This window comes from Burkholderia sp. BE17 (genome assembly GCF_009362305.1).
Taxonomy (GTDB): Bacteria; Pseudomonadota; Gammaproteobacteria; order Burkholderiales; family Burkholderiaceae; genus Burkholderia; species Burkholderia pyrrocinia_C.
In genome coordinates this window covers 108,842-127,579 of record NZ_WHNU01000024.1, presented here as the reverse complement: position 1 = coordinate 127,579, position 18,738 = coordinate 108,842, and the positions used below count along the sequence as shown (strand labels likewise).

General features: G+C 64.4%; 16 protein-coding genes and 1 pseudogene. 5 read left to right on the top strand and 12 right to left on the bottom strand.

Annotated elements, in window-relative coordinates; all coding sequences use genetic code 11:
• The first annotated feature begins 626 nt into the window (after positions 1–626).
• Entirely contained in the window at positions 627–1,463 is an 837-nt protein-coding gene (locus GD429_RS21495; protein WP_034181695.1) for a bifunctional allantoicase/(S)-ureidoglycine aminohydrolase, read from the top strand.
• A 130-nt stretch (positions 1,464–1,593) separates the two neighbouring features.
• Positions 1,594–2,061 carry a hypothetical protein gene (locus GD429_RS42095; protein ID WP_152859672.1) on the top strand — a complete coding sequence of 156 codons (468 nt, stop codon included), beginning with the start codon at positions 1,594–1,596 and terminating at the stop codon, positions 2,059–2,061.
• 11 nt (positions 2,062–2,072) lie between these two features.
• Here GD429_RS42095 and GD429_RS21485 read toward each other — a convergent pair whose 3' ends face one another.
• The 7 genes from GD429_RS21485 to GD429_RS21455 form a co-directional block, all read right to left on the bottom strand.
• The gene (locus GD429_RS21485; protein ID WP_152859670.1) at positions 2,073–2,336 is read right to left on the bottom strand and encodes a PAAR domain-containing protein; all 264 of its coding nucleotides are present in this window, start codon (positions 2,334–2,336) and stop codon (positions 2,073–2,075) included.
• 44 nt (positions 2,337–2,380) lie between these two features.
• Positions 2,381–4,045: a tetratricopeptide repeat protein gene (locus GD429_RS21480; protein WP_227791701.1), complete on the bottom strand. Its 1,665-nt coding sequence runs from the start codon at positions 4,043–4,045 to the stop codon at positions 2,381–2,383.
• A 1-nt stretch (position 4,046) separates the two neighbouring features.
• Positions 4,047–6,041, bottom strand: a complete 1,995-nt coding sequence (locus GD429_RS21475) for a phospholipase D-like domain-containing protein (RefSeq protein WP_321574765.1) — start codon at positions 6,039–6,041, stop codon at positions 4,047–4,049.
• Positions 6,042–6,076: 35 nt separating this feature from the next.
• Positions 6,077–8,812: a type VI secretion system Vgr family protein gene (locus GD429_RS21470; protein ID WP_152859666.1), complete on the bottom strand. Its 2,736-nt coding sequence runs from the start codon at positions 8,810–8,812 to the stop codon at positions 6,077–6,079.
• Positions 8,813–8,943: 131 nt separating this feature from the next.
• Complete coding sequence (locus GD429_RS21465; RefSeq protein WP_152859664.1) at positions 8,944–9,327, bottom strand: hypothetical protein; 384 nt, start codon at positions 9,325–9,327, stop codon at positions 8,944–8,946.
• Entirely contained in the window at positions 9,324–9,668 is a 345-nt protein-coding gene (locus GD429_RS21460) for a cytochrome c (protein WP_152859662.1), read from the bottom strand. The genes GD429_RS21465 and GD429_RS21460 overlap by 4 nt, the downstream gene beginning before the upstream one ends.
• A 10-nt stretch (positions 9,669–9,678) precedes the next feature.
• A complete protein-coding gene (locus GD429_RS21455) occupies positions 9,679–10,926 on the bottom strand; it encodes a molybdopterin-dependent oxidoreductase (protein ID WP_227791700.1) in 1,248 nt (415 codons plus the stop codon).
• A 246-nt stretch (positions 10,927–11,172) separates the two neighbouring features.
• Between GD429_RS21455 and GD429_RS21450 the strand changes: the two are divergent.
• The 3 genes and pseudogenes from GD429_RS21450 to GD429_RS21440 form a co-directional block, all read left to right on the top strand.
• Positions 11,173–11,289 (top strand): annotated as a pseudogene (locus GD429_RS21450) (Inward rectifier potassium channel); the annotation flags it as partial.
• 192 nt (positions 11,290–11,481) lie between these two features.
• A complete protein-coding gene (locus tag GD429_RS21445; protein WP_152859661.1) occupies positions 11,482–13,599 on the top strand; it encodes a penicillin-binding protein 1A in 2,118 nt (705 codons plus the stop codon).
• Between the two features lie 8 nt (positions 13,600–13,607).
• Positions 13,608–14,219 (top strand): trimeric intracellular cation channel family protein, encoded by a 612-nt coding sequence (locus tag GD429_RS21440; protein ID WP_096473342.1) that lies wholly within the window; start codon positions 13,608–13,610, stop codon positions 14,217–14,219.
• Positions 14,220–14,240: 21 nt separating this feature from the next.
• Here GD429_RS21440 and GD429_RS21435 read toward each other — a convergent pair whose 3' ends face one another.
• The 5 genes from GD429_RS21435 to GD429_RS21415 all read right to left on the bottom strand — a co-directional run bounded on the left by GD429_RS21435 (position 14,241) and on the right by GD429_RS21415 (position 18,689).
• Positions 14,241–14,624, bottom strand: a complete 384-nt coding sequence (locus GD429_RS21435) for a VOC family protein (protein WP_152859659.1) — start codon at positions 14,622–14,624, stop codon at positions 14,241–14,243.
• Between the two features lie 105 nt (positions 14,625–14,729).
• The gene (locus tag GD429_RS21430; protein ID WP_152859657.1) at positions 14,730–15,560 is read right to left on the bottom strand and encodes a heme ABC transporter ATP-binding protein; all 831 of its coding nucleotides are present in this window, start codon (positions 15,558–15,560) and stop codon (positions 14,730–14,732) included.
• Between the two features lie 19 nt (positions 15,561–15,579).
• On the bottom strand, positions 15,580–16,668 hold the full coding sequence (locus tag GD429_RS21425) for a FecCD family ABC transporter permease (protein WP_152859655.1): 1,089 nt from the start codon (positions 16,666–16,668) through the stop codon (positions 15,580–15,582).
• A 15-nt stretch (positions 16,669–16,683) separates the two neighbouring features.
• Positions 16,684–17,601 (bottom strand): helical backbone metal receptor, encoded by a 918-nt coding sequence (locus GD429_RS21420; RefSeq protein WP_321574763.1) that lies wholly within the window; start codon positions 17,599–17,601, stop codon positions 16,684–16,686.
• On the bottom strand, positions 17,598–18,689 hold the full coding sequence (locus GD429_RS21415) for a hemin-degrading factor (RefSeq protein ID WP_152859653.1): 1,092 nt from the start codon (positions 18,687–18,689) through the stop codon (positions 17,598–17,600). Before GD429_RS21415 ends, GD429_RS21420 begins: the two co-directional genes overlap by 4 nt.
• Positions 18,690–18,738: the final 49 nt, after the last annotated feature.

Here is an 18,738-nt window from a genome sequence, read left to right as displayed (position 1 = left end):
CGCCACCCGCTTTCCGTTCGCGTTCGCGTTCGTCGCGTCAAGTCGCTCCGGCCTGACGAAGGTTCGCGACGGGAGCGATGCCGCCCGCAACCGGGCGCACATCGACCGTCTGCAATCCGCGTAACCAGATGTATCGCGACCTGCGTTGCGCAATGGGCGTTGCTGCGGCCGGACGTGCTGCATTCATCGTCCCGGCGAAGGTTCGCATTGCCGCGGCCGTCAGGATTTCCCCGATACGCAGACTGCCGCTTCACCACGCATCGCACGCGCTGGCGGGTAGTGGGAAATCGAATGGATAGCATCGCAACATTTAATTGGTCGATTGCGATCGACTTCGCTATCGTCAGTGATGCCCGCGTACGGAATCGAACCGTGCCGTCCACCGCGCCGTGCCTCGCCGCATGATCGCGGCGCCGCGGCCCGGCCGCCGGACCCACCGGCATGGGTCGCCGCGTCCGATCGACCGGACGGATCCGTCGCGAAGCCTGGCCGACCGAACGAAGGCGCATGCGCTTTCAAGCCACCCCGGCAACGATGTCCCGCCGCCGCCTGTGTGCTCCACGCGCATGCGTGCCGCCCGATGCCGTTTGCGCCCGGGGCCGGACCAACCCATTGCCTGGATGCCTATGTCTAAGACAACGTATTACGCGCCGCACGGCGGCCACCCGCCGCAGACCGATCTGCTGACCGATCGCGCGATGTTCACCGAGGCGTACGCGGTGATCCCGAAGGGTGTGATGCGCGACATCGTCACGAGCTGGCTGCCGTTCTGGACGAACACGCGCCTGTGGGTGATCGCCCGCCCGCTGTCGGGTTTCGCCGAAACCTTCTCGCAGTACATCGTCGAAGTGAACCCGGGCGGCGGCAGCGACAAGCCGGAGCAGGACAAGAACGCCGAAGCCGTGCTGTTCGTCGTCGAAGGCGAAGCCGAGCTGACGCTGCAGGGCTCGAAGCACGTGCTGAAGCCGGGCGGCTACGCATTCATTCCGCCAGGCGCGGACTGGACGCTGCACAACGTCAGCGATGCCGCGGTGCGTTTCCACTGGGTCCGCAAGCATTACCAGGCCGTCGACGGCATTCCGCTCCCCGAAGCCTTCGTGACCAACGAGCAGGACGTCGAACCGATCCCGATGCCGGGCACCAACGGCGCGTGGGTGACGACGCGCTTCGTCGACATGAGCGACATGCGCCACGACATGCACGTGAACATCGTGACGTTCGAGCCGGGCGGTGTGATTCCGTTTGCTGAAACGCACGTGATGGAACACGGCCTGTACGTGCTCGAAGGCAAGGCCGTCTATCGCCTGAACCAGGACTGGGTCGAGGTGGAAGCGGGCGACTTCATGTGGCTGCGCGCGTTCTGCCCGCAGGCATGTTATTCGGGCGGCCCCGGCCGTTTCCGTTACCTGCTGTACAAGGATGTGAACCGTCACATGAACCTGACGCTGAACCCCGCGCGCTAAGCGTCGCGCCAGCAGTCGAATACGAAAGCCCGCCGGTGCATGCCGGCGGGTTTTGACGAGATGGTCAGCCTGACCGAGGCAGCCCGATTCAGCGTACGCTGATCGGGCTGTTTCGTTTCCGGAGATCATCGTGAGCACTGTGACGTTGATCGGAATCGATCCAGGCAAGCATTGCTTCCTTCTGCATGCGCAGGATCGTCACGGTCACGAGGCATGGCGCAAGAAGGTGACACGCGCTCAGTTGTTGGTGTTGCTGGCTGGTTGTCCGGCCAGCACGATCGCCATCTTTGGCCCGGATGTTGGCAGTGCTGATTCTCGGCGAGGCGCCCGGCACAATTCCTTTGCAGCGCAGGGGCTGACCGCCCGATCCATGAGAACCGGGAAAGGCGATGTCAACAATTCGGTCCGTACTGAGATTTGGACCACCGGGCGTGCGGGCTATTGCACCTTCCCTGAAGGTCAGGCAACCGCGACCGTCTTCATCTTCCTGCCAGGCGGGGCGCGGGGCGCCTTGCGGAGATATGTCGTCAATGTCAAACCCATATTCACCCATGCCGGGCACGCCTTTCTTCTATCCGCGTCTCCCGCGTGCCAGTGATCCCGCCACGCTTAGGACCACGACACCGTGGTCGAGCGACTGACCAGTGTGCAGCCGCATGTCGCACGATGCCCGTGCAACGCAACCGGGGCGCCACCGATCATGCCGTTCGCGTCGCCTTCAGCGATCGTCTGTGTTCCGTGTGCCTCGCATTCGACCGTGTCGCCTTTGCGGGCGACGGCATTGCCGTCTATCACATCGGCATTTGACCCAGTCGTAACGACGCCTCCATGCGGCGCGAGCGTATCGGTCACCACAATAACCTGACGGACCATATGTTTCCTCCTCTCGCGTTCAGTAGCGTGGCGAACGCGCGCATTTACAAACCAATCGTATAGATGCCCGGCATGCCGGTTTCAGTATTTGGACTGCCAAGATACGTCCATTGCAGGTCGCTCATGGCGACATCGATGAATTGGTCCTCGGCAGGCGGAAATGCTTGCCCTTTCTCCACGAACGCTTGACGATCCCAGCGGTTGTACAAGGTTGCCATCGGATGTTCGGCAGTCACGCGACTCTCCCATATCCCGGTTTGCGGGCAACGCTGCTGACCGTTACATCGGACTGGTGACACGGATTCTGGGACTTCACGCAGCAACCCAGTTTCAATCATATGCTTCAGGAAATCGTATTGTTGTGGGGGTAGGGCATAGGCTTCGCCAAGGTAATGCCACTGTACTTGCTCAGTGGCAAGCCAGTCGAATAGCGGTGAGCCAAAGCGTTCACCAATCTGATAGCGCTCCGGCGTGTTGTGGCGAGCTGGGATCAGATCAGCCTTGGAAGCGGAGGGGGGGCCGTACAGCGCGAGCCAATAGCCATCACGAGGCACCTGATCGTTGCCGCTGACTATCATCGTACTTTGCTCTCGCGTCGCCACTGCATACCCGTGGGGAATGAATTCGCGACCTTGCAGTGCTGCACTCTTCGCAGGTTTGGGGGGCGGCGTCACGGCCTTTGCGCCGTCAATCAACGTCTGTACCTTGCCGTCCCATTTCGGTAGCGGTGCGGGAGGCAGCGGAAGTACCTTGTCGAGATTAGGTAGTTTCAGGCGGCCCTGATAAAACTCGAGCGCATCCCCAAGCTTGCTGTAACGTTCAGCGCGTGCTTTGTCGATATGACCGACCAGGTTAGTGCCGTCGGTGAGATCCATTCCATCAAATTCGGTAAACAGCTTATTCGCACACTCGGCAGAGCCCAGCTTGACTCCTTGATGGAGGACCTTGACCGCACGTAGTTTCGCTTCGGTAGTTTGAGGTCTCGCGTAGATATGTCCCAACTCTTTCGCAGCGCCTCCATATCCTTGAGTGAGCGCACATTCCAGCATTTGTGTTGCAATCGGTAAATTGCCCCAGAACTCACCGCCCGGGTCGTCATAGGTAGCATCCGTTTTGGTTCCGATAAAAGTCTGCGCGGATGGACTGCCTATATCGGCAGCTCGCTGAAAGAATGCGTAGGCACTGGTTGCATCGCCACCTTTAATCAGGCCATTCTGATGGTAGATTCCCATCATGTCGTAGGCGTCAGGTACGCCCAGTTTCATCGCCTTTTCCACCCAGCGGATAGCAGTTTCAGGATCATGTGTCGGCACCCCCTGACGATTGCTTAATATCAGTGAGGCGATATTCAACATGGCCTTCCAGTGATTTCGCTCGGCCGCTTGCGTGTAGAGTTGGTAAATCTTCACATAATCACGCTTGTCGTAATCAATGTGCGGGTTATCGAGCGCCAGCGCTTGCTGGAACCATAATTCTGCCTGAGGGTCGACAGGCGGTACGTGCTGGTCCTGATACACGCAAACAAAGGACTTGCGATGCGGGCTGAACAACGGCAGTTTTTCGTAACGTGGCAGGTCGGACATGGATGTACTCAGCTTGCTGGTCTCGGCTGTAAAAGGGCTAGCCTGCGAATCAGTTGCCAGTACGCAGAAGCTGGCGAATAGAAGTCGCAGAACAAGGTCGATAAATTTCGCGTTGAGTTGATTCATCTCAGGCAAGGGCTGAAGTGTCTGACGTCGATGGAAGTGTCACTTGGGCGTGCATCGTGCCTGTAGCACGGTGATCCTCGAAGGGTAGGAGAAAACCTTTGAGGGGAGCTTTACCTGTTTTCCATACATCGCGATTGTTATCCATGCGCGCAACCCATCGCTTGAACATCGACGGAATTTCTTTAAAATCGCCGCTGCCCGTGATATCGCCGCCCGAATGCAGCTTGAATATTCTTTCCCGCAACGGAGCGGCATAGTCCAATCCAGTCGCACCGATGTTGATCTCACTATCCGCCGTCATGCTGCGCTGGTTCATGTTCGCGCTTCCGACTGTAATAAATACGTCGTCGATGATCATCAGCTTCGAGTGAATGTAGATTTCCCGGTAGGCCATATCGTGATCGGGGGTCGGTCCGCTGGCACGCAATCGAGCAACACTGACCTTGATTCCATATGTGGATGCCAGTTCCTGTACGCTGGGATGATCGAGAACTTTGACCTGCGAAATGACTGGGCCTACTCCTGTATCACGTTTGTACGAAGAGAGCTTCGCGTCCGGATAATCTTGAGCCCGATGATTTTCTTTGTCGTAGGTCCCCTGATTGGACATGGCCGGGTTGTTCGCGGTCGGATCGCTGGCACCGAATTCGGTCAGCATGTCATAGGTGCGGGGAATCATTCCGTCATCCTCGGGGTGTGGGATGACGATGAACATATACAGAATTCCCATCTCGCTACTTGGCCTTCCGGACTTTTCCGCCCATGCCTTCCAGTGACCTTGTCGTGCTTCTTTTAGTTTCTGGGCGAAAGTTGGATAGAAGAAATACTGGTTCTCCATATAGATATAGTTGCGCGCCCAGGAGCTGGCGTGGAAATAAAGCTCTTTGATCGTTTTATCTTTATCGCGAGGATGTGTGCGAACAATCTGCACTGCATGATTGGGATTCGCCGGCACCTTCTGAATGTTGCTCGGTATCCCCGCAAGCTCCGGCATCGCGTGAGTGTCAGGGGCATAGTGATTCCAGTCACGTGCAAAGTTGTCATACACGCGCTTTAACGCCGGACCGAACAGGCGGCACGCATAGTCCTGATAGGGGCGGACATGCTGATAGCCCTTTGTGGGCCCTTGATCCAACGTTGCCTGTTCGTGAGCCTGTTCCGCTTCCAGTGTTTTGCTTGTCAGGAATTCCCGTATGGGGTCATCGATAACGTGCTTCGTCGTGTCCCAGTAGTCGGTCACGGAATTCAGACCCATCACATAGCCGACCGCTTTGTAACCGTTCTCGTAGTCGTAGTCGATTACGATGGGCTTCTGATGGTGGGTAGGGTAGTCCGTCATCAGAGGGCGTTCGTTGGTCGGCAACATCCCATCTTGCGGCTTAAACTCTTCATCGGCCAGCGCGTGTGCGGCATCCGCCGAATCGACGGAGCGGAATGTCACCAGCAGGTTCTTGTTCTTACCACTGCAATTGCCCTTGGGGTGGTGGGTTTTCCACCAGTCGATGCAGTATTGCTGGCGGTCCTTACTATCGTAAGGCGACTTCGAAGTGCCAACGATAAAGGCGGGCAGATGAGTAAACGGGTTGTGCCCGGTGTCGGAATAGCCTGGGACGTTGTTCTGTTTGGCCGAGCCAGTCTCGTCGTACCAGACCATCAACCGAACAGTGACACCTTTGTTCGCAACCTCTTCAAGCAGTTGGCCATACGTCTGGCCGCGTGGCCATTTCGGCTTACCTTTTTCGCGGATCAGTTCCATGGCCGGGTCGAAGCCCCAACAACAGAGGTTGACTGACCCCTTCGCGAGCTTCAGGTCATTCGCGATGTTCGCGAACCCTTCTTCGCCACAGACCAGGAATTCGAGATGGTTTTCATAGGTAATCGGCGCAATGTCCTTGCGCTTTTCCAGCAACCATTGTGCCGATGACTTTGCCGTTCGCGATTGCTCGTCAATCGCAACGGCGGCTGGATTCTGGGATTTCAAGCTACTGTCGGCCACGTTCAGGTCCTCTTTGTCAGTGAGTCAGGATGCGACTATCCGTCCAGCCGTTCACCACGGTTGGTCCGCTGGTCGGTGTGGTCGGGATCGCCCTGGAGCGCATCCTTGACCTTCAGATCGAATTGTCCGCCGTTGGCGAGCTTGACCTGATAGGCCGACGTACCGGGCTCGTGCTCTTTCACGACGACACGTCCGAATTCATCCGTCACCCCTTGCCCGATTTTTGCCCCACCCTTGTACAGATCGTACGGCTCGCTCACATACTGATGCGCCTCGCCGGGTAGTGCACCCAACGCGAAGTGCAACTGCTCCTTCTCTGGTGGTAGCGCCGGAATATTCGGTGTACTAATGCTATCCGGTCCGGTGAGTGTGCGAGTCGCAGAGTGCACCTCGAAACCGCCCGACGTGCCGCTCTTGATCTGTCCTGCTGTCCAACGGGTATAACTGCCGCCGCCGTTGATCTCAACCTCCTGCTGCGCGCTGATGGTGATTTTGTTTGCCGTCACCGTTACGTTCAGTTTCGCCAGCAGGTTGATACTGTCTTTAAGTGCTTTCACATCGACGTCGCCTGCCGCTGCAACGAGCCTCATGCCTGCTTCGGCGACAAACAGGCGCAACGCCCGGCGCGCGCTCGCGAAGAGTCCACCACCAGAGCTGAACGATACGTGTTCCCCGGAGGTAATCGACGTGCTCTTGCCGCTGCTGACGTGAATCAGCTCCGGTGTGCTGGCGGCGACACCAGCAGGGCTCGCCAACACCAGATGTGGCTGCTCGAACTGCTTCAATGTGCCGCCGCCCTGGATGCCTTTCGCCTGTGCTTTTAGCGTACTGGCAACCGCTTTCTGCTCACCGTCCTGCGCACCCGCCGATTGCGCGGACTGCGCGAGGCTTGCTGCCATGTCCTGCGCATTTGCCAACTGAAGGTTGACTTCATCGACGCTGAAGGCGTCACCACTCGCGCCCTGGCGCGGGTGAGTCGTCAACAGTAGCCCACGCGCGCCACGCACGGCGGCGTTCCCATCAGTGCGTAGTTCGACACCTTCGCCACGCTTCTCGCCGCGACCGGCTGGTTCGCTCACCCGCGTGATGTAGCCCGCATGCAGACCCGATTCGAGGTGGTCACTGCGTATCTGAGTCTGCACTTGCCCCTTCGTGTCGTCCTTCAGCCAGACGTTGTTCTGGACTCCGCCGATTTCCTTGCTGACGAAGCCCGATAGCGGGTGCTGGTCGGGCAGGTCCCACTGCGGGCGATTTGCGCCGTTCCCGACGCGGGCCGTGATGATCGGCCTGTCCGGGTCGCCATCAAGAAACGACACGACCGCTTCATCGCCGATTCTGGGTAGCTGGATACCACCGAATCCGCCGCTGGCCCATGGCTGCGCCACACGTACCCAGCACGAACTGCGTTCATTGCGCTGACTGATCCGGTCCCAGTGAAACTGCACCTTCACGCGGCCCAGCTCGTCGGTATAGATTTCCTGGTCCTGCGGCCCGACCACGGTTGCCGTCTGCATTTGCATAACGGGCTTGTGGTGTTCGAACGGGCTGCGAAACGGAACGGATTTGCGTTGCGTTTCGATCTCGACAAAGTAAAAACCCGTGGAGCCGTCTGGATGAGCGACGCTGGTCGCGCCGGTTGCTTCGCGGTTGGCCGCTGCATCGGTTAGCCTACTTTGCAGACTGCCGGGTAAATTCGCATGGTGGCTCGACCCCGGAAGATTGTTCTCAATCAGCCAGGCGGCTTCAATGACCACGAACTCGCGTCTGGCTGCGGAATCCCGGTCATGCTCTGGGTGCCCGGTCAACTCGAACCATCGACCCGCATCGACTCCACGCAGCCCGCCCGTGCCATAGAACCGTTTTGCGCGCGACTCCCATTCCTCCATGCGGATTCTGGTCAGACGCTCGCCGCGATCGTGCTTCAGGTACGTATAGGGACCGGTGTATTCGTAAACTTCCAGTTCCTCGGGCAACTCGTGCGACACCGTGGGGATGTTTGTGCCTTTTGGATTTGCGAGAGACGACGGACTCTTATAGTCAAAGGTGCGCGTTGCCAGCACCGCGCTATGCAGGCTTCGCATGCCCGACCAGTGCAGCAGGGCGTCGACCTCGCTGTCGATGCCGTCGCGTGAGAACGGCACGGTCCGTGTGACGAGCGGTTCACACGTGTCCAGGCGGTCGGTAATCGTCAGCGTGTGCGATTTGCCGTCTTCGGCCTGTTCCCAGATACCAAACAGTCCTTCCGCCTCCATGAGTCGATGAACAAACGTCCAATCGTCTTCATATTGAGTGCAGTACGAACGCGGTTCGAGTGGTTGTGAGACGACGAATTTGAACTGGCCTTTTGCCTGCGAATGCGCGTTGAAAACATCGGTCAGAATTTCGTCGACAGACTTGTCCTGCCAGATGCGCTGGTCGCGACGGAATTTAAGGAAATTCATCCACGACGCAAAACGGATCTGATAACTGGTCAATCCACCTTCCGATCCCAAGCGCCGGACCGAATAAACATAGCCGTGACGGGGGACATAGGAGTGATTGGCCAGCTGGAGCCAGAGGGTGACAGGCTGACCAATTAACTGTTTCAGCTTGATACTGCTGCTGGTCGATTGGACATCGAGCGTGAACTCAAAATGTCGACCAATGCGCGACCATCCCGCGACACGTTGCGGCAACAGCACGTTCGGACCGAGCGGCGTATCGAGCTTGACCAGTCTTTCATTTTGGATTAGGCCGCCCTGTATTGCTCTCACAATATCCTGCGCATTCATGTTCCGACCCTTTTATTATAGTTACCTGATCATCGTCATTGATTTGACATGTTAGGTCGGCAGATTCTAACGCTTATTGACCTGACAATTGCTAAAAACAGCAAGATACGGAAACGCCGATTCTTCGTGTTTTACGCGCTCGCATACATCGGATTCCGGGGCCAGCCGATCACGCAGCCGCTCGGAACGAGATGCCGGTCACAACCCTCCGGGTCGAACACAGCAAGTTCGGTGAAGGCAGAGATGTCCGTGTCGCGGTCGATTTCAATGGCGCTCGGCGCCATGATTGCGTCGTGCAGCAGTCGGACACCGCCGCGCGGCTGGACATTCCGCATGGCTTGCTGCCAGTCGAACAGCCCGGTCGCGCGCACGCCTGCCGTGACGGCGGCGAGGAGCGGAGGCGGACGCAGGCAAGCGGAGATGGGGAACCGTGAGCCGGGCAGAACCCGCGATCCTGACATCGCGGACATGCGCGTGGGCGTCATGCACATGCGACGCCCGTTGCGATACGTCACGGCTTCCCGTTGATCGCGGTCAGATATCGCGCGAGGTCGTCGATCGCCTCGGGTGGCAGCGGCGCGCCATAGACCGCGCGCATCTTGACGACCTCCGCCTTCCACTCCTGGAACGACAGCGGCGGTTGCCGGGTCACCATGTCGACCGAATGGCAGATCAGGCAATGCAGGTTCGCGAGATCGGCGCCCGGGCCGGGCGGAAACTTCTGCGTATCGCCGGGCAACGCGACCTCGACCGTTCCGGTCGGCGCGGCGCGCATCGTCTTGCCCGTTTCCGCCAGCGCGGCGCTTCCCGCGCAGGTCACCGCTGCGAGCAGGAGCGCGGCACACGTCTTCATCATGATCGGCTCCTCACGCGACGAATACATTCGTCGTTTCGACCACGTTGCGCATGTAGCCGGCCGGGTTCCAGTTCGGCGTGTCCGGCTGCTCGACGCCGCCGTCGTTGATCGCCTTGACCTGCAACACGGCCTGTCCGGCGCGGTGCGGCGTGAACTGCGCTTCCCAGCGGCGCAAGCTGTACTTGCCGTAGTCTTTCCCGAGGCGCGCCGTCGCCCAGGACGCGCCGCCATCATGGGAGAACAGCACCTTGCGCACACCCGTGTCGCCGCCGAACGCGATGCCCCGGACCGTCTGCGGCCGGTCCAGCGCGATCACGGCGCCGTCGTCGAGGTTGGTGATGAACGATCGCGGCACCATCCGGCTGATCGGCACGGTCTTGACGCCGGCCTGCCCGGGCTGAATGCTCGCGTGCGGCGTGTCGGGAATCTGATAGGCCTTCGCCATCCAGAAATTGTCGTCGCGCCGGTCGATGACCTCGATGTCGTTCAGCATCTTCACCCAGTACGTCGAATACCAGCCCGGCACAACGAGGCGCAGCGGGAAGCCGTTGAGCAGCGGCAGCGGCTGCCCGTTCATCCCGAACGCGACGATCACTTCGCCGTCCCGCGCGTGGTCGACGTCGAGCGCCTTGATGAAGGCCGGCGTGGCGGGCAGCACGCCCTTGTCCAGGCCGTCGAAGCGGACCTGCACCGCGCCCGCCTTCACGCCCGCCCGATCGAGGATGTCCTTGAGCCGCACGCCGGTCCAGCGCGCGTTGCCCATTGCACCGTTGCCCCATTCGCCGCCGGCGACGCGAGGCCGGAAGAAGCCGCGCGAATTGCCGGCGCACTGATTGACGGCGGCGACTTCGACGCGCGGAAAGCCGCTCATGAGGTCGCGCAGGCTCAGTTCGAGCGGGCGGTCGACGAGCCCGTGCACGGCGAGCCCGTGCACGGCGAGCCGGAACGCGCCGGCGTCGATCCGCGCCGGGATGTCGGCGAGGTGCCATCGTACGAAGAACCGGTCGTTCGGCGTGAACACGCCGTCATCGAACACGGAGAAAGGCGTTTCGAGCAGCGGAGGGCGGACGCGCACCAGCAGCATTTCGCCCTTTTGCGGAAAGTCGTGGGTCAGCTCGCGCAGCCCGTTCTCGAACGGCAGCGTGACCGCGTCGGCCGCGCATGCGCGGCGATACCAGCTTGCGCCGACGGCCAGCAGGCCGCCAGCGGCGGCGGCCTGCATCAGGTGACGGCGCTGTGGATCATGTGGGTCTGCCATGACGACTCCCTCGTTTGCCGATCTGTCTGCCGAACCCGCGATCGCGCGCGGCTGCCAAAACGCCGGATCATGCGCGGCCGATGAGCCGAGATTTCATAATAGGCGCAATCCGGCGCGATATCGGGCCGGATGGGGTTCACGCGTGGAAGCGGTGCAGCAACGGCCGCCGGGCCCCGGTCGCGCCGCGCATTCCCGCTCGGGTTCCCCCGCGCTTCGCTCGTCGCTTCCCGTCAGTGGCGACGTGCCATGAACGACTCCCCCGCCTCCCTTCATCCCCGCGGCCGCAAGATCTGGTCGGGCACCCGTCACGCGATCGCCTACGGCATGCCGCCGCTCGGCTGGCGCGACCTGTATCACCGAGCGCGACGTTGATCAGTTACGCCCGACGCGAGACGCGCGAACGGGTCCCGCGCTTTCCTAAATAAAATTCAGCCTGCCAAACTTTGGCTAAAGAATGTTCCGGTTTCGCGCCATCCCTTCGACAATGCGCGCCTTCTGCGATCGGCAGGCGCCTGTCGCGCACCGGCCGTCGCGGCATCGAAGAAGGAGCCCGACATGACCGAACACACCGTTTCCCCTCAGCCGCAATCCGCGCCGCCGCGCCGCCGCCGCGTGTGGCGCACGCTCGCGGGCGCGCTGCTCGGCCTGACGCTCGCGTGCGCGGGCATCGGCGCATGGACCATCCAGCGCATCTGGACGCAGTTGCCGTCCGTCGAGCACCTGGCCGTCTATCGTCCCGCGCTGCCGCTGCGGATTTTCTCGCGCGACGGCGATCTGCTGGCCGAATACGGCGTCGAGCGGCGCGAGTTCGTGCCGCTCGAACGCATCCCGCCGCTGATGCGGCAGGCGCTGCTCGCGGCAGAGGACGCGAAGTTCTACCAGCATGGCGCGGTCGATGTGGGCGGCCTCGCGCGCGCGACGTTCGCGAACCTCGTGACGGGGCAGCCCGGGCAGGGCGGCAGCACGATCACGATGCAGGTCGCGCGCAACTTCTACCTGACGCGCGACAAGGTGCTGAGCCGCAAGCTCGCCGAGATCCTGATGGCGGCCAAGCTCGAACGCGAGTACAGCAAGGACAAGCTGCTCGAGCTGTACATGAACGAGATCTACCTGGGCGAACGCGCGTACGGTTTCGCGGCGGCCGCGAACGTGTATTTCGGCAAGCCGCTCGATGCGCTGAGCGCGGGCGAGGCTGCCGTGCTCGCGGGGCTGCCGAAGGCGCCGTCCGCGTTCAACCCGGTCGTCAATCCGGCGCGCGCGACCGCGCGGCGCAACTACGTGCTCGGCCGGATGCATGCGCTCGGCCAGCTCGACGACGCGACGTACCGCGCGGCCGTCGACGCGCCGATCGCGCTGGCGACCACGCCGCCGCCCGGGATCGTCGCCGCGCCGTACGTTGCCGAGCGCGCGCGCCGCATGATGGTCGAGCGCTTTCACGACGATGCCTATACGCTCGGCCTCGACGTGACGACGACGGTGTCGATGCGCGACCAGCGCGCGGCCGAAGCCGCACTCGACCGCACGCTGAACCGGCAGCCACGCGCGAAGCGCGATGCGCGCAACGGGCTCGAAGGCGCGCTCGTATCGCTCGATGCGGCCACCGGCGACATGCTCGCGCTCGTCGGCGGCGCGGATTTCAATCGCAACGTGTTCGACCATGCGCTGCAGGCGTATCGCCAGCCGGGTTCGAGCTTCAAGCCGTTCGTCTATTCGGCGGCGCTGGAGAAGGGCTACTTCCCCGGCGTGCTCGTCGACGATACGCAGCGCACGCTCACCCGCGAGGAAACCGGCGCGCGACCGTGGCGTCCGCGCAATTTCGGCAACCGCTACGAGGGTTTCATCCCGGTGCGGCGCGGGCTCGTGCGCTCGAAGAACCTGGTTGCGGTCAGCCTGATGCAGGCCACCGATGCGCGCTACGTGCAGCAGCACGCGGTGCATTTCGGGTTCGACGCGCAGCGCAATCCGGCATCGCTGCCGCTCGCGCTCGGTGCGGGCGCAGTGACGCCGCTCGAGCTCGCGAGCGCATACGGCGTGTTCGCGAACGGCGGGACGCGGATGGAGCCGCGCCTGATCCTGTCGGTGAAGCAGCGTCACGGCGGCGCGATATACGAGGCGACCGCACCGGCGGGCGAGCGCGTCGTATCGGCGCGCAACGCGTTCGTGATGGACAGCATGCTGCGCGACGTGGTGCGGGCCGGCACCGCGCGCGGCGCGCTCGCGCTGCGCCGCGACGACGCGGCCGGCAAGACGGGCACGTCGAACGGGTCGAAGGACGTGTGGTTCGCCGGCTACTCGTCGGGCATCGTCGCGGTCGCGTGGCTCGGCTACGACACGCCGCGCCCGATGGGGCGCGCGACCGGTGCGACGCTGGCGCTGCCGGTCTGGCTCGACTACATGAAGACGGCCGTCGACGGACGCACGCCGGTCGATGCTTCGCCGCCGCAGGACGTCGCGCTCGTCGACGGCGACTTCGTCTACGCCGAATACACGCGCGGCACGTGCACGGCCGACGTGCCGTCGTATATCCGCAGCCGCTTCGCCTGCGGCGGCGCGGCGGTGCAGGACGCGTCGGACGCGCCTGCCGACAGTGGCAGGCCCGACGAGCCGATGCCTGCCGCGGTCGATGCGGCCGAGCGCGAACGCGTGCTCGACCTGTTCCGGACCGACGACTGACGCGCGCGATGCATACGCTCTATCTGATTGCGATCGTCGCGGAAGCGATGTCGGGGGCGCTGATGGGCATGCGGCGCGGGATGGACCGCTTCGGGCTCGCGCTCGTCGGCGCGGTGACGGCGCTCGGCGGCGGCACCGTGCGCGACGTGCTGCTCGGCCACTATCCGCTCGGCTGGATCGCGCATCCCGAATACCTCGTGATCACGCTCGTCGCGGCGACCGTCGCATCGTGGGTTGCCCGGCATGTCGCGCGGATGAAGACGCTGTTCGTCACCGTCGACGCGATCGGCCTCGCGGCGTTCACGATCATCGGCTGCGACATCGGTGCGTCGACCGGCACGGCGCCGATCATCGTCGTGCTGGCCGGCGCGATCACGGGCGTGTGCGGCGGGATGCTGCGCGACCTGCTGTGCAACGAGATGCCGCTGATCCTGCGCGAGGAGCTGTACGCGAGCGTCGCGTTCGTCACGGGCACGCTGTATGTCGGGATCCAGCATCTCGGCATCGATGCGGGCTTCGCGACGGTGGTCGCGCTGGCGGCCGGATTCTCGATGCGGATGCTTGCGGTGCGGCTCGGGTGGAAGATGCGGACCTTCGGCGCGGCGGATGTCGAGCATTGAGCGCGGCCCGCGCGCCGAAATTCAGTCCGGCTGCATCACCTGAAAGACGTTACCCTCCGGATCGAGGCCGTCATACATCCGGTACGCGAAGCCGTCGTAGCGCTTGAGATCGCGCACGGTCACGCCATCACAGGCGTGCCGGTCGCGATGCGCGGCGATATCGGCGTCGATCGAGAACACGAGCTTCATGGTGCTTGCATCGGCATTCGCATGCACGGACGAGGCTGCATGGCGAAACGCCGGGCCCGCCAGATGCAGCGCCAGTTCGATTGCGCCCGCGTCGAGCACGACCCATTCACCGGCGATTTCCTCGATGACGGGAAGGTTGAAATACCGCTGGTAGAACGTCTTCAGCAATGCGACGTCGCGGACGTACAGGATGATGCGGGTCATCGGAAGCGGCATGTGGGTCTCCTCGAAGGCGATGCACGAATGATGTCGATTGAAAGTCGCTGTCGAAGGCAGCGCAGGACATCGAGCGACACGACGACCGTGCAGTATTTGCCTACGCTACGCAGGCACCATCACCGGCGGCGTACCGTCGCCGGTTTCCACCATCTTCACGGCGAATCCGTAGCACTGCGAGATATGCGCGGGCGTCATCACGTCGCGCGGCGCGCCGTGCGCGACGATCGTGCCGTCGGCGAGCATCGCGATCGTATCCGCGTGCCGCGCGGCGAGGTTCGGGTCGTGCACGATCGCAAGCACGCCGAGCCGCCATTCGCGTGCGACCGCGCGCACGGTATCGAGCAAGCGGTGCTGATGCGCGAGATCGAGCGCGGCGGTCGGCTCGTCGAGCAGCAGGTAGCGTGGGCCGCTTGCCGCACCGTCATCGTCCGGCCACAGCTGCGCGAGCACGCGCGCGAACTGCACGCGAGCGAGTTCGCCGCCCGACAGCGTCGTGACATCGCGACCGACGAGCGAGTCGGCACCCGCGCGTTCGAGCGCGCGCCACGCGATGTCGCGATCGCGGTGCGCGATCACGTGCCGCGCACCGCTGCGCCGCGCATGCGGATAACGGCCGAGCAGCACGATTTCGTCGACGCTGAACGGGAAAGCCGGCTGCGCGGCCTGCGGCAGCACCGCGCGCAGGCAAGCGAGCCTTGGCGCGTCGATGCGCGCGAGCGGTTCGCCGTTCAGCGTGATGTTGCCCGTCACGCGCACGCCGTTCGGCGCGACGCTGCCGGTCAGTTCGCCGGCGAAGGTCTTCAGCAGTGTGCTCTTGCCTGCGCCGTTGCGGCCGAGCAGCGCGGTCACGCGGCCGGGTTCGATCGACAGCGACAGGTCGCGAAGGATGGCGTTGTGTCGGCGGGCGACGTCGAGATGGTGAGCGGTCAGCATGGTCGTCGTGACGGAAGGGTTACCCGCCGAGCGCGCCGCGGCTTTTCCACAGCAGCGCGAGAAAGAACGGCGCGCCGAGCAGCGCGGTCAGCACGCCGAGCGGAATTTCGGCGGGCGCGGCGATCGTGCGCGCGGCGAGATCGGCGGCGAGCGTCAGCAACGCGCCGAGCAGCGCGGCGCCGGGCAGCACGACGCGCTGGTCGGGGCCGCACGCGAGCCGCACGCAATGCGGCGCGACGAGCCCGATGAAGCCGATGATGCCCGCGCACGACACGAGCGCGCCGACCGCGAGCGCGACCGCGACGAGCACGCGCCGCTTCAGACGCTGCACCGGCACGCCGAGATGCAGCGCCTCGGTTTCGCCGAGCTGCAACGCGTTCAGCGCATCGCGTTCGCGCGCGAGCAGCACGCAGCCGATCGCGACGCACGGCGCAACGGCCGCCAGCGCGGACCATTGCGCGCCGCCGAGGCTGCCGAGGCTCCAGAAGGTCAGCGAGCGCAGCTGCGCGTCGTCGGCGACGAACGTGAGCAACCCGATCGCCGCGCCGACCAGCGCGTTGATCGCGATGCCTGCGAGCAGCAGCAGCGGCAGCGCGAGCCGGCCGCGCGATGCGGCGAGCCGGTAGACGAGCGCCGCGACCGCGAGCGCGCCCGCGAAGGCCGCGACGGGCAATGCGGCCGCGCTCACGTGCGCGGCAAATAGGGCGGGGCCGAGCACGATCATCGTCGTCGCGCCGAGTGCGGCGCCGCTCGACACGCCGACGAGCCCCGGATCGGCGAGCGGATTGCGGAACAGCGCCTGCATCGCGGCGCCGGTCGCGCCGAAGCCGCCGCCGACCAGCAGCGCGAGCGCGACGCGCGGCGCGCGGATGTCGAACAGCACCGCGCGTGCCTGCCGCGCGGCCGCATCGCCGGTCAGCGCGGCCCATGCCTCCGCGAGCGGAATGCGGTACGCGCCGACGCACAGCGCGACGACGGACATTGCGCACACGAGGCACGCGAGGGCGGCCAGCGCGAACGGCGCGAAGCGGCGCGACGTGCCGACGCGCGCGGCGCCGGAGCGCGAGGCGGGCGACCGCGTGTGGAAAGGCGAAGCGTGTGCGGGCATCGGGGCGGTCCGGAATCAGGCGAGCGCATCCGACAGGCGTCGGTGCAGGGTCGTGACGGCGAGCGGCAGGCGCGGGCCGAACCCGAGCAGGAACAGCGCATCGAGCGACACGACGCGCTGCGCGCGGCCGGCCGGCGTCGCGCCGAAGCCGGGCGTGGCGAGCAGCGCGGCGCGGCCGCCGACGGCCGCGAGCCCTTCGTCGGAGATCAGCATGACGTCGGGCGCGGCGGCGGCGAGCGCCTCGGTCGTCAGCGGCTTGTAGTGATCGAAGCCCTGCATCGCGTTGCGCGCGCCCGCATAGCGGATCATAGCGTCGGCGGCCGTGCGCTGGCCGGCGACGAGCGCGTGGTTGCCGGTATGGTTCAGCACGAACAGCACGCGCGGCGGCTGCGCGCCGCCGGGCGCGCGCGCGGCGACCGCGTCGCGCGCGGCCTGCCAGTCGCGATCGAAGCGCTGCAGCAGCGCGGCGCCCGCATCGCGTACGTCGAGCGCCTGCGCGACGCCGGTGATCTTCGCGCGCACCGACTCGACGTCGTGGCGTTCGTCGAACGTCGTCACCGCGACGCCGGCGCCTTTCACCTGCGCGATCGCCGTGGGCGGGCCGGCTTCCGCCGACGCGAGCACGAGATCGGGCCGCAGCGACAGCAGTCCCTCGGCCGACAGCGCGCGCTGGTAGCCGACTTTCGGCAGGCGCTTCGCGGCGTCGGGGTACGTGCACGTCGTATCGGCGCCGACGAGCCGGTAGCGGGGCGTCTCGGCGCCGCCGAGCGCGAATGCGGTTTCCGCGAGCGCGCCGCCGATCACGACCACGCGCTTCGGCGCGGCCTGCGCAGTCTGTGCGAGCACGCGGCCCGGCAGCGCGCCCGCGAGCGCGCCGGCAGCCGCGCTCGCCAGCACCGCGCGGCGCCGCGGATCGAACGATCGCGCGCTCACCGCGCGTCCCCGCGTGCGGCCGGCGGCAGCGTCGCAACGAGCGCGCGCCAGTCGTCGCGTTCGACCTTGCCGGGCTTGCGTTCGCCGAACAGCAGCGCGACGTGGTCGCCCTGCCGGTCGAACAGTTCGAGCGACGTGACGATGCCGTCGCTCGTCGGCTTCTTCACGACCCACGCGGCGGCGATCAGGTCCTCGCGCACGTGCAGGTTGAAGCCCGGGTCGAGCACGTTGATCCAGGCGCCGACCTCGCGCACGTTCGCGACGGGGCCCGTATGGATCTGGATCATCCCCGCATTGCCGACGAACACCATGATCGGCTGGCCGCTTTGCGCGGCCCGTTCGAGCACGTGGCGCAGCGCATGCGCGGTTTCGACCGGATACGCGTATTGCGGATCGGCGAGGCGCAGCGCCTGCATGCGGCTCACGCCGAAACGCTGCGTGATGCCGAAGAACTGGTGCGTATCGGTCATTGCGTCCCACGCCGCGCGAAAGCCCGCGACGTCGATCTCGGTGTCGGCGCGCTCGGGCGTCTTCGGTGCGGCGGTCGCGACGTCGAGGCCCGGCTCCTGCGAAGGCGCGCGCCAGCGTTCGACGAATGCGTCGTACGCGGCGTGGTCGCTGTGCGCGCGCAGGTAAACCTTGTGGATCGCACGACCCTGCGCGTCGAAGAACTGCAGGCTCTTCAGCGGGCCGTGCGCGGTCTCGTCGCGCACCGCGAACGCCGACACCCAGTGGCGATAGAAGATCCGCAGGTCGATGTCGCCGAGCGCGAGGCCGACAGGGCCGTCATGGCTCATCTGCGCAAATTCGCCGTCCTTTTCGTGGACGGCCGTGTCGTTGCGCGTGAGCGCCATCACGCGGCCGAGGCGCGGCATTTCCTCGAACATCGCCGGAAAGCGCGCGTCGAGCCGCACGACGTGCTCGCCGACGAACGCGGCGAGCGCCTCGCCTTCGCTGACGCCGAGCGCTTGCGCGACGTCGCGGTTGCGAAGCTGGCGCTCGCTCTTGAGCTTGATGAACGCGTCGCGCAATGCGGCGGCCGCGCGGGCCGGGCCGGCCGGTTGGCCGGGAAGGGCGGATTGCATCATGTCGGACTCCTTCAAGGAACGGTTGGGGTGGCAGCGCGGGCGTCGCGCA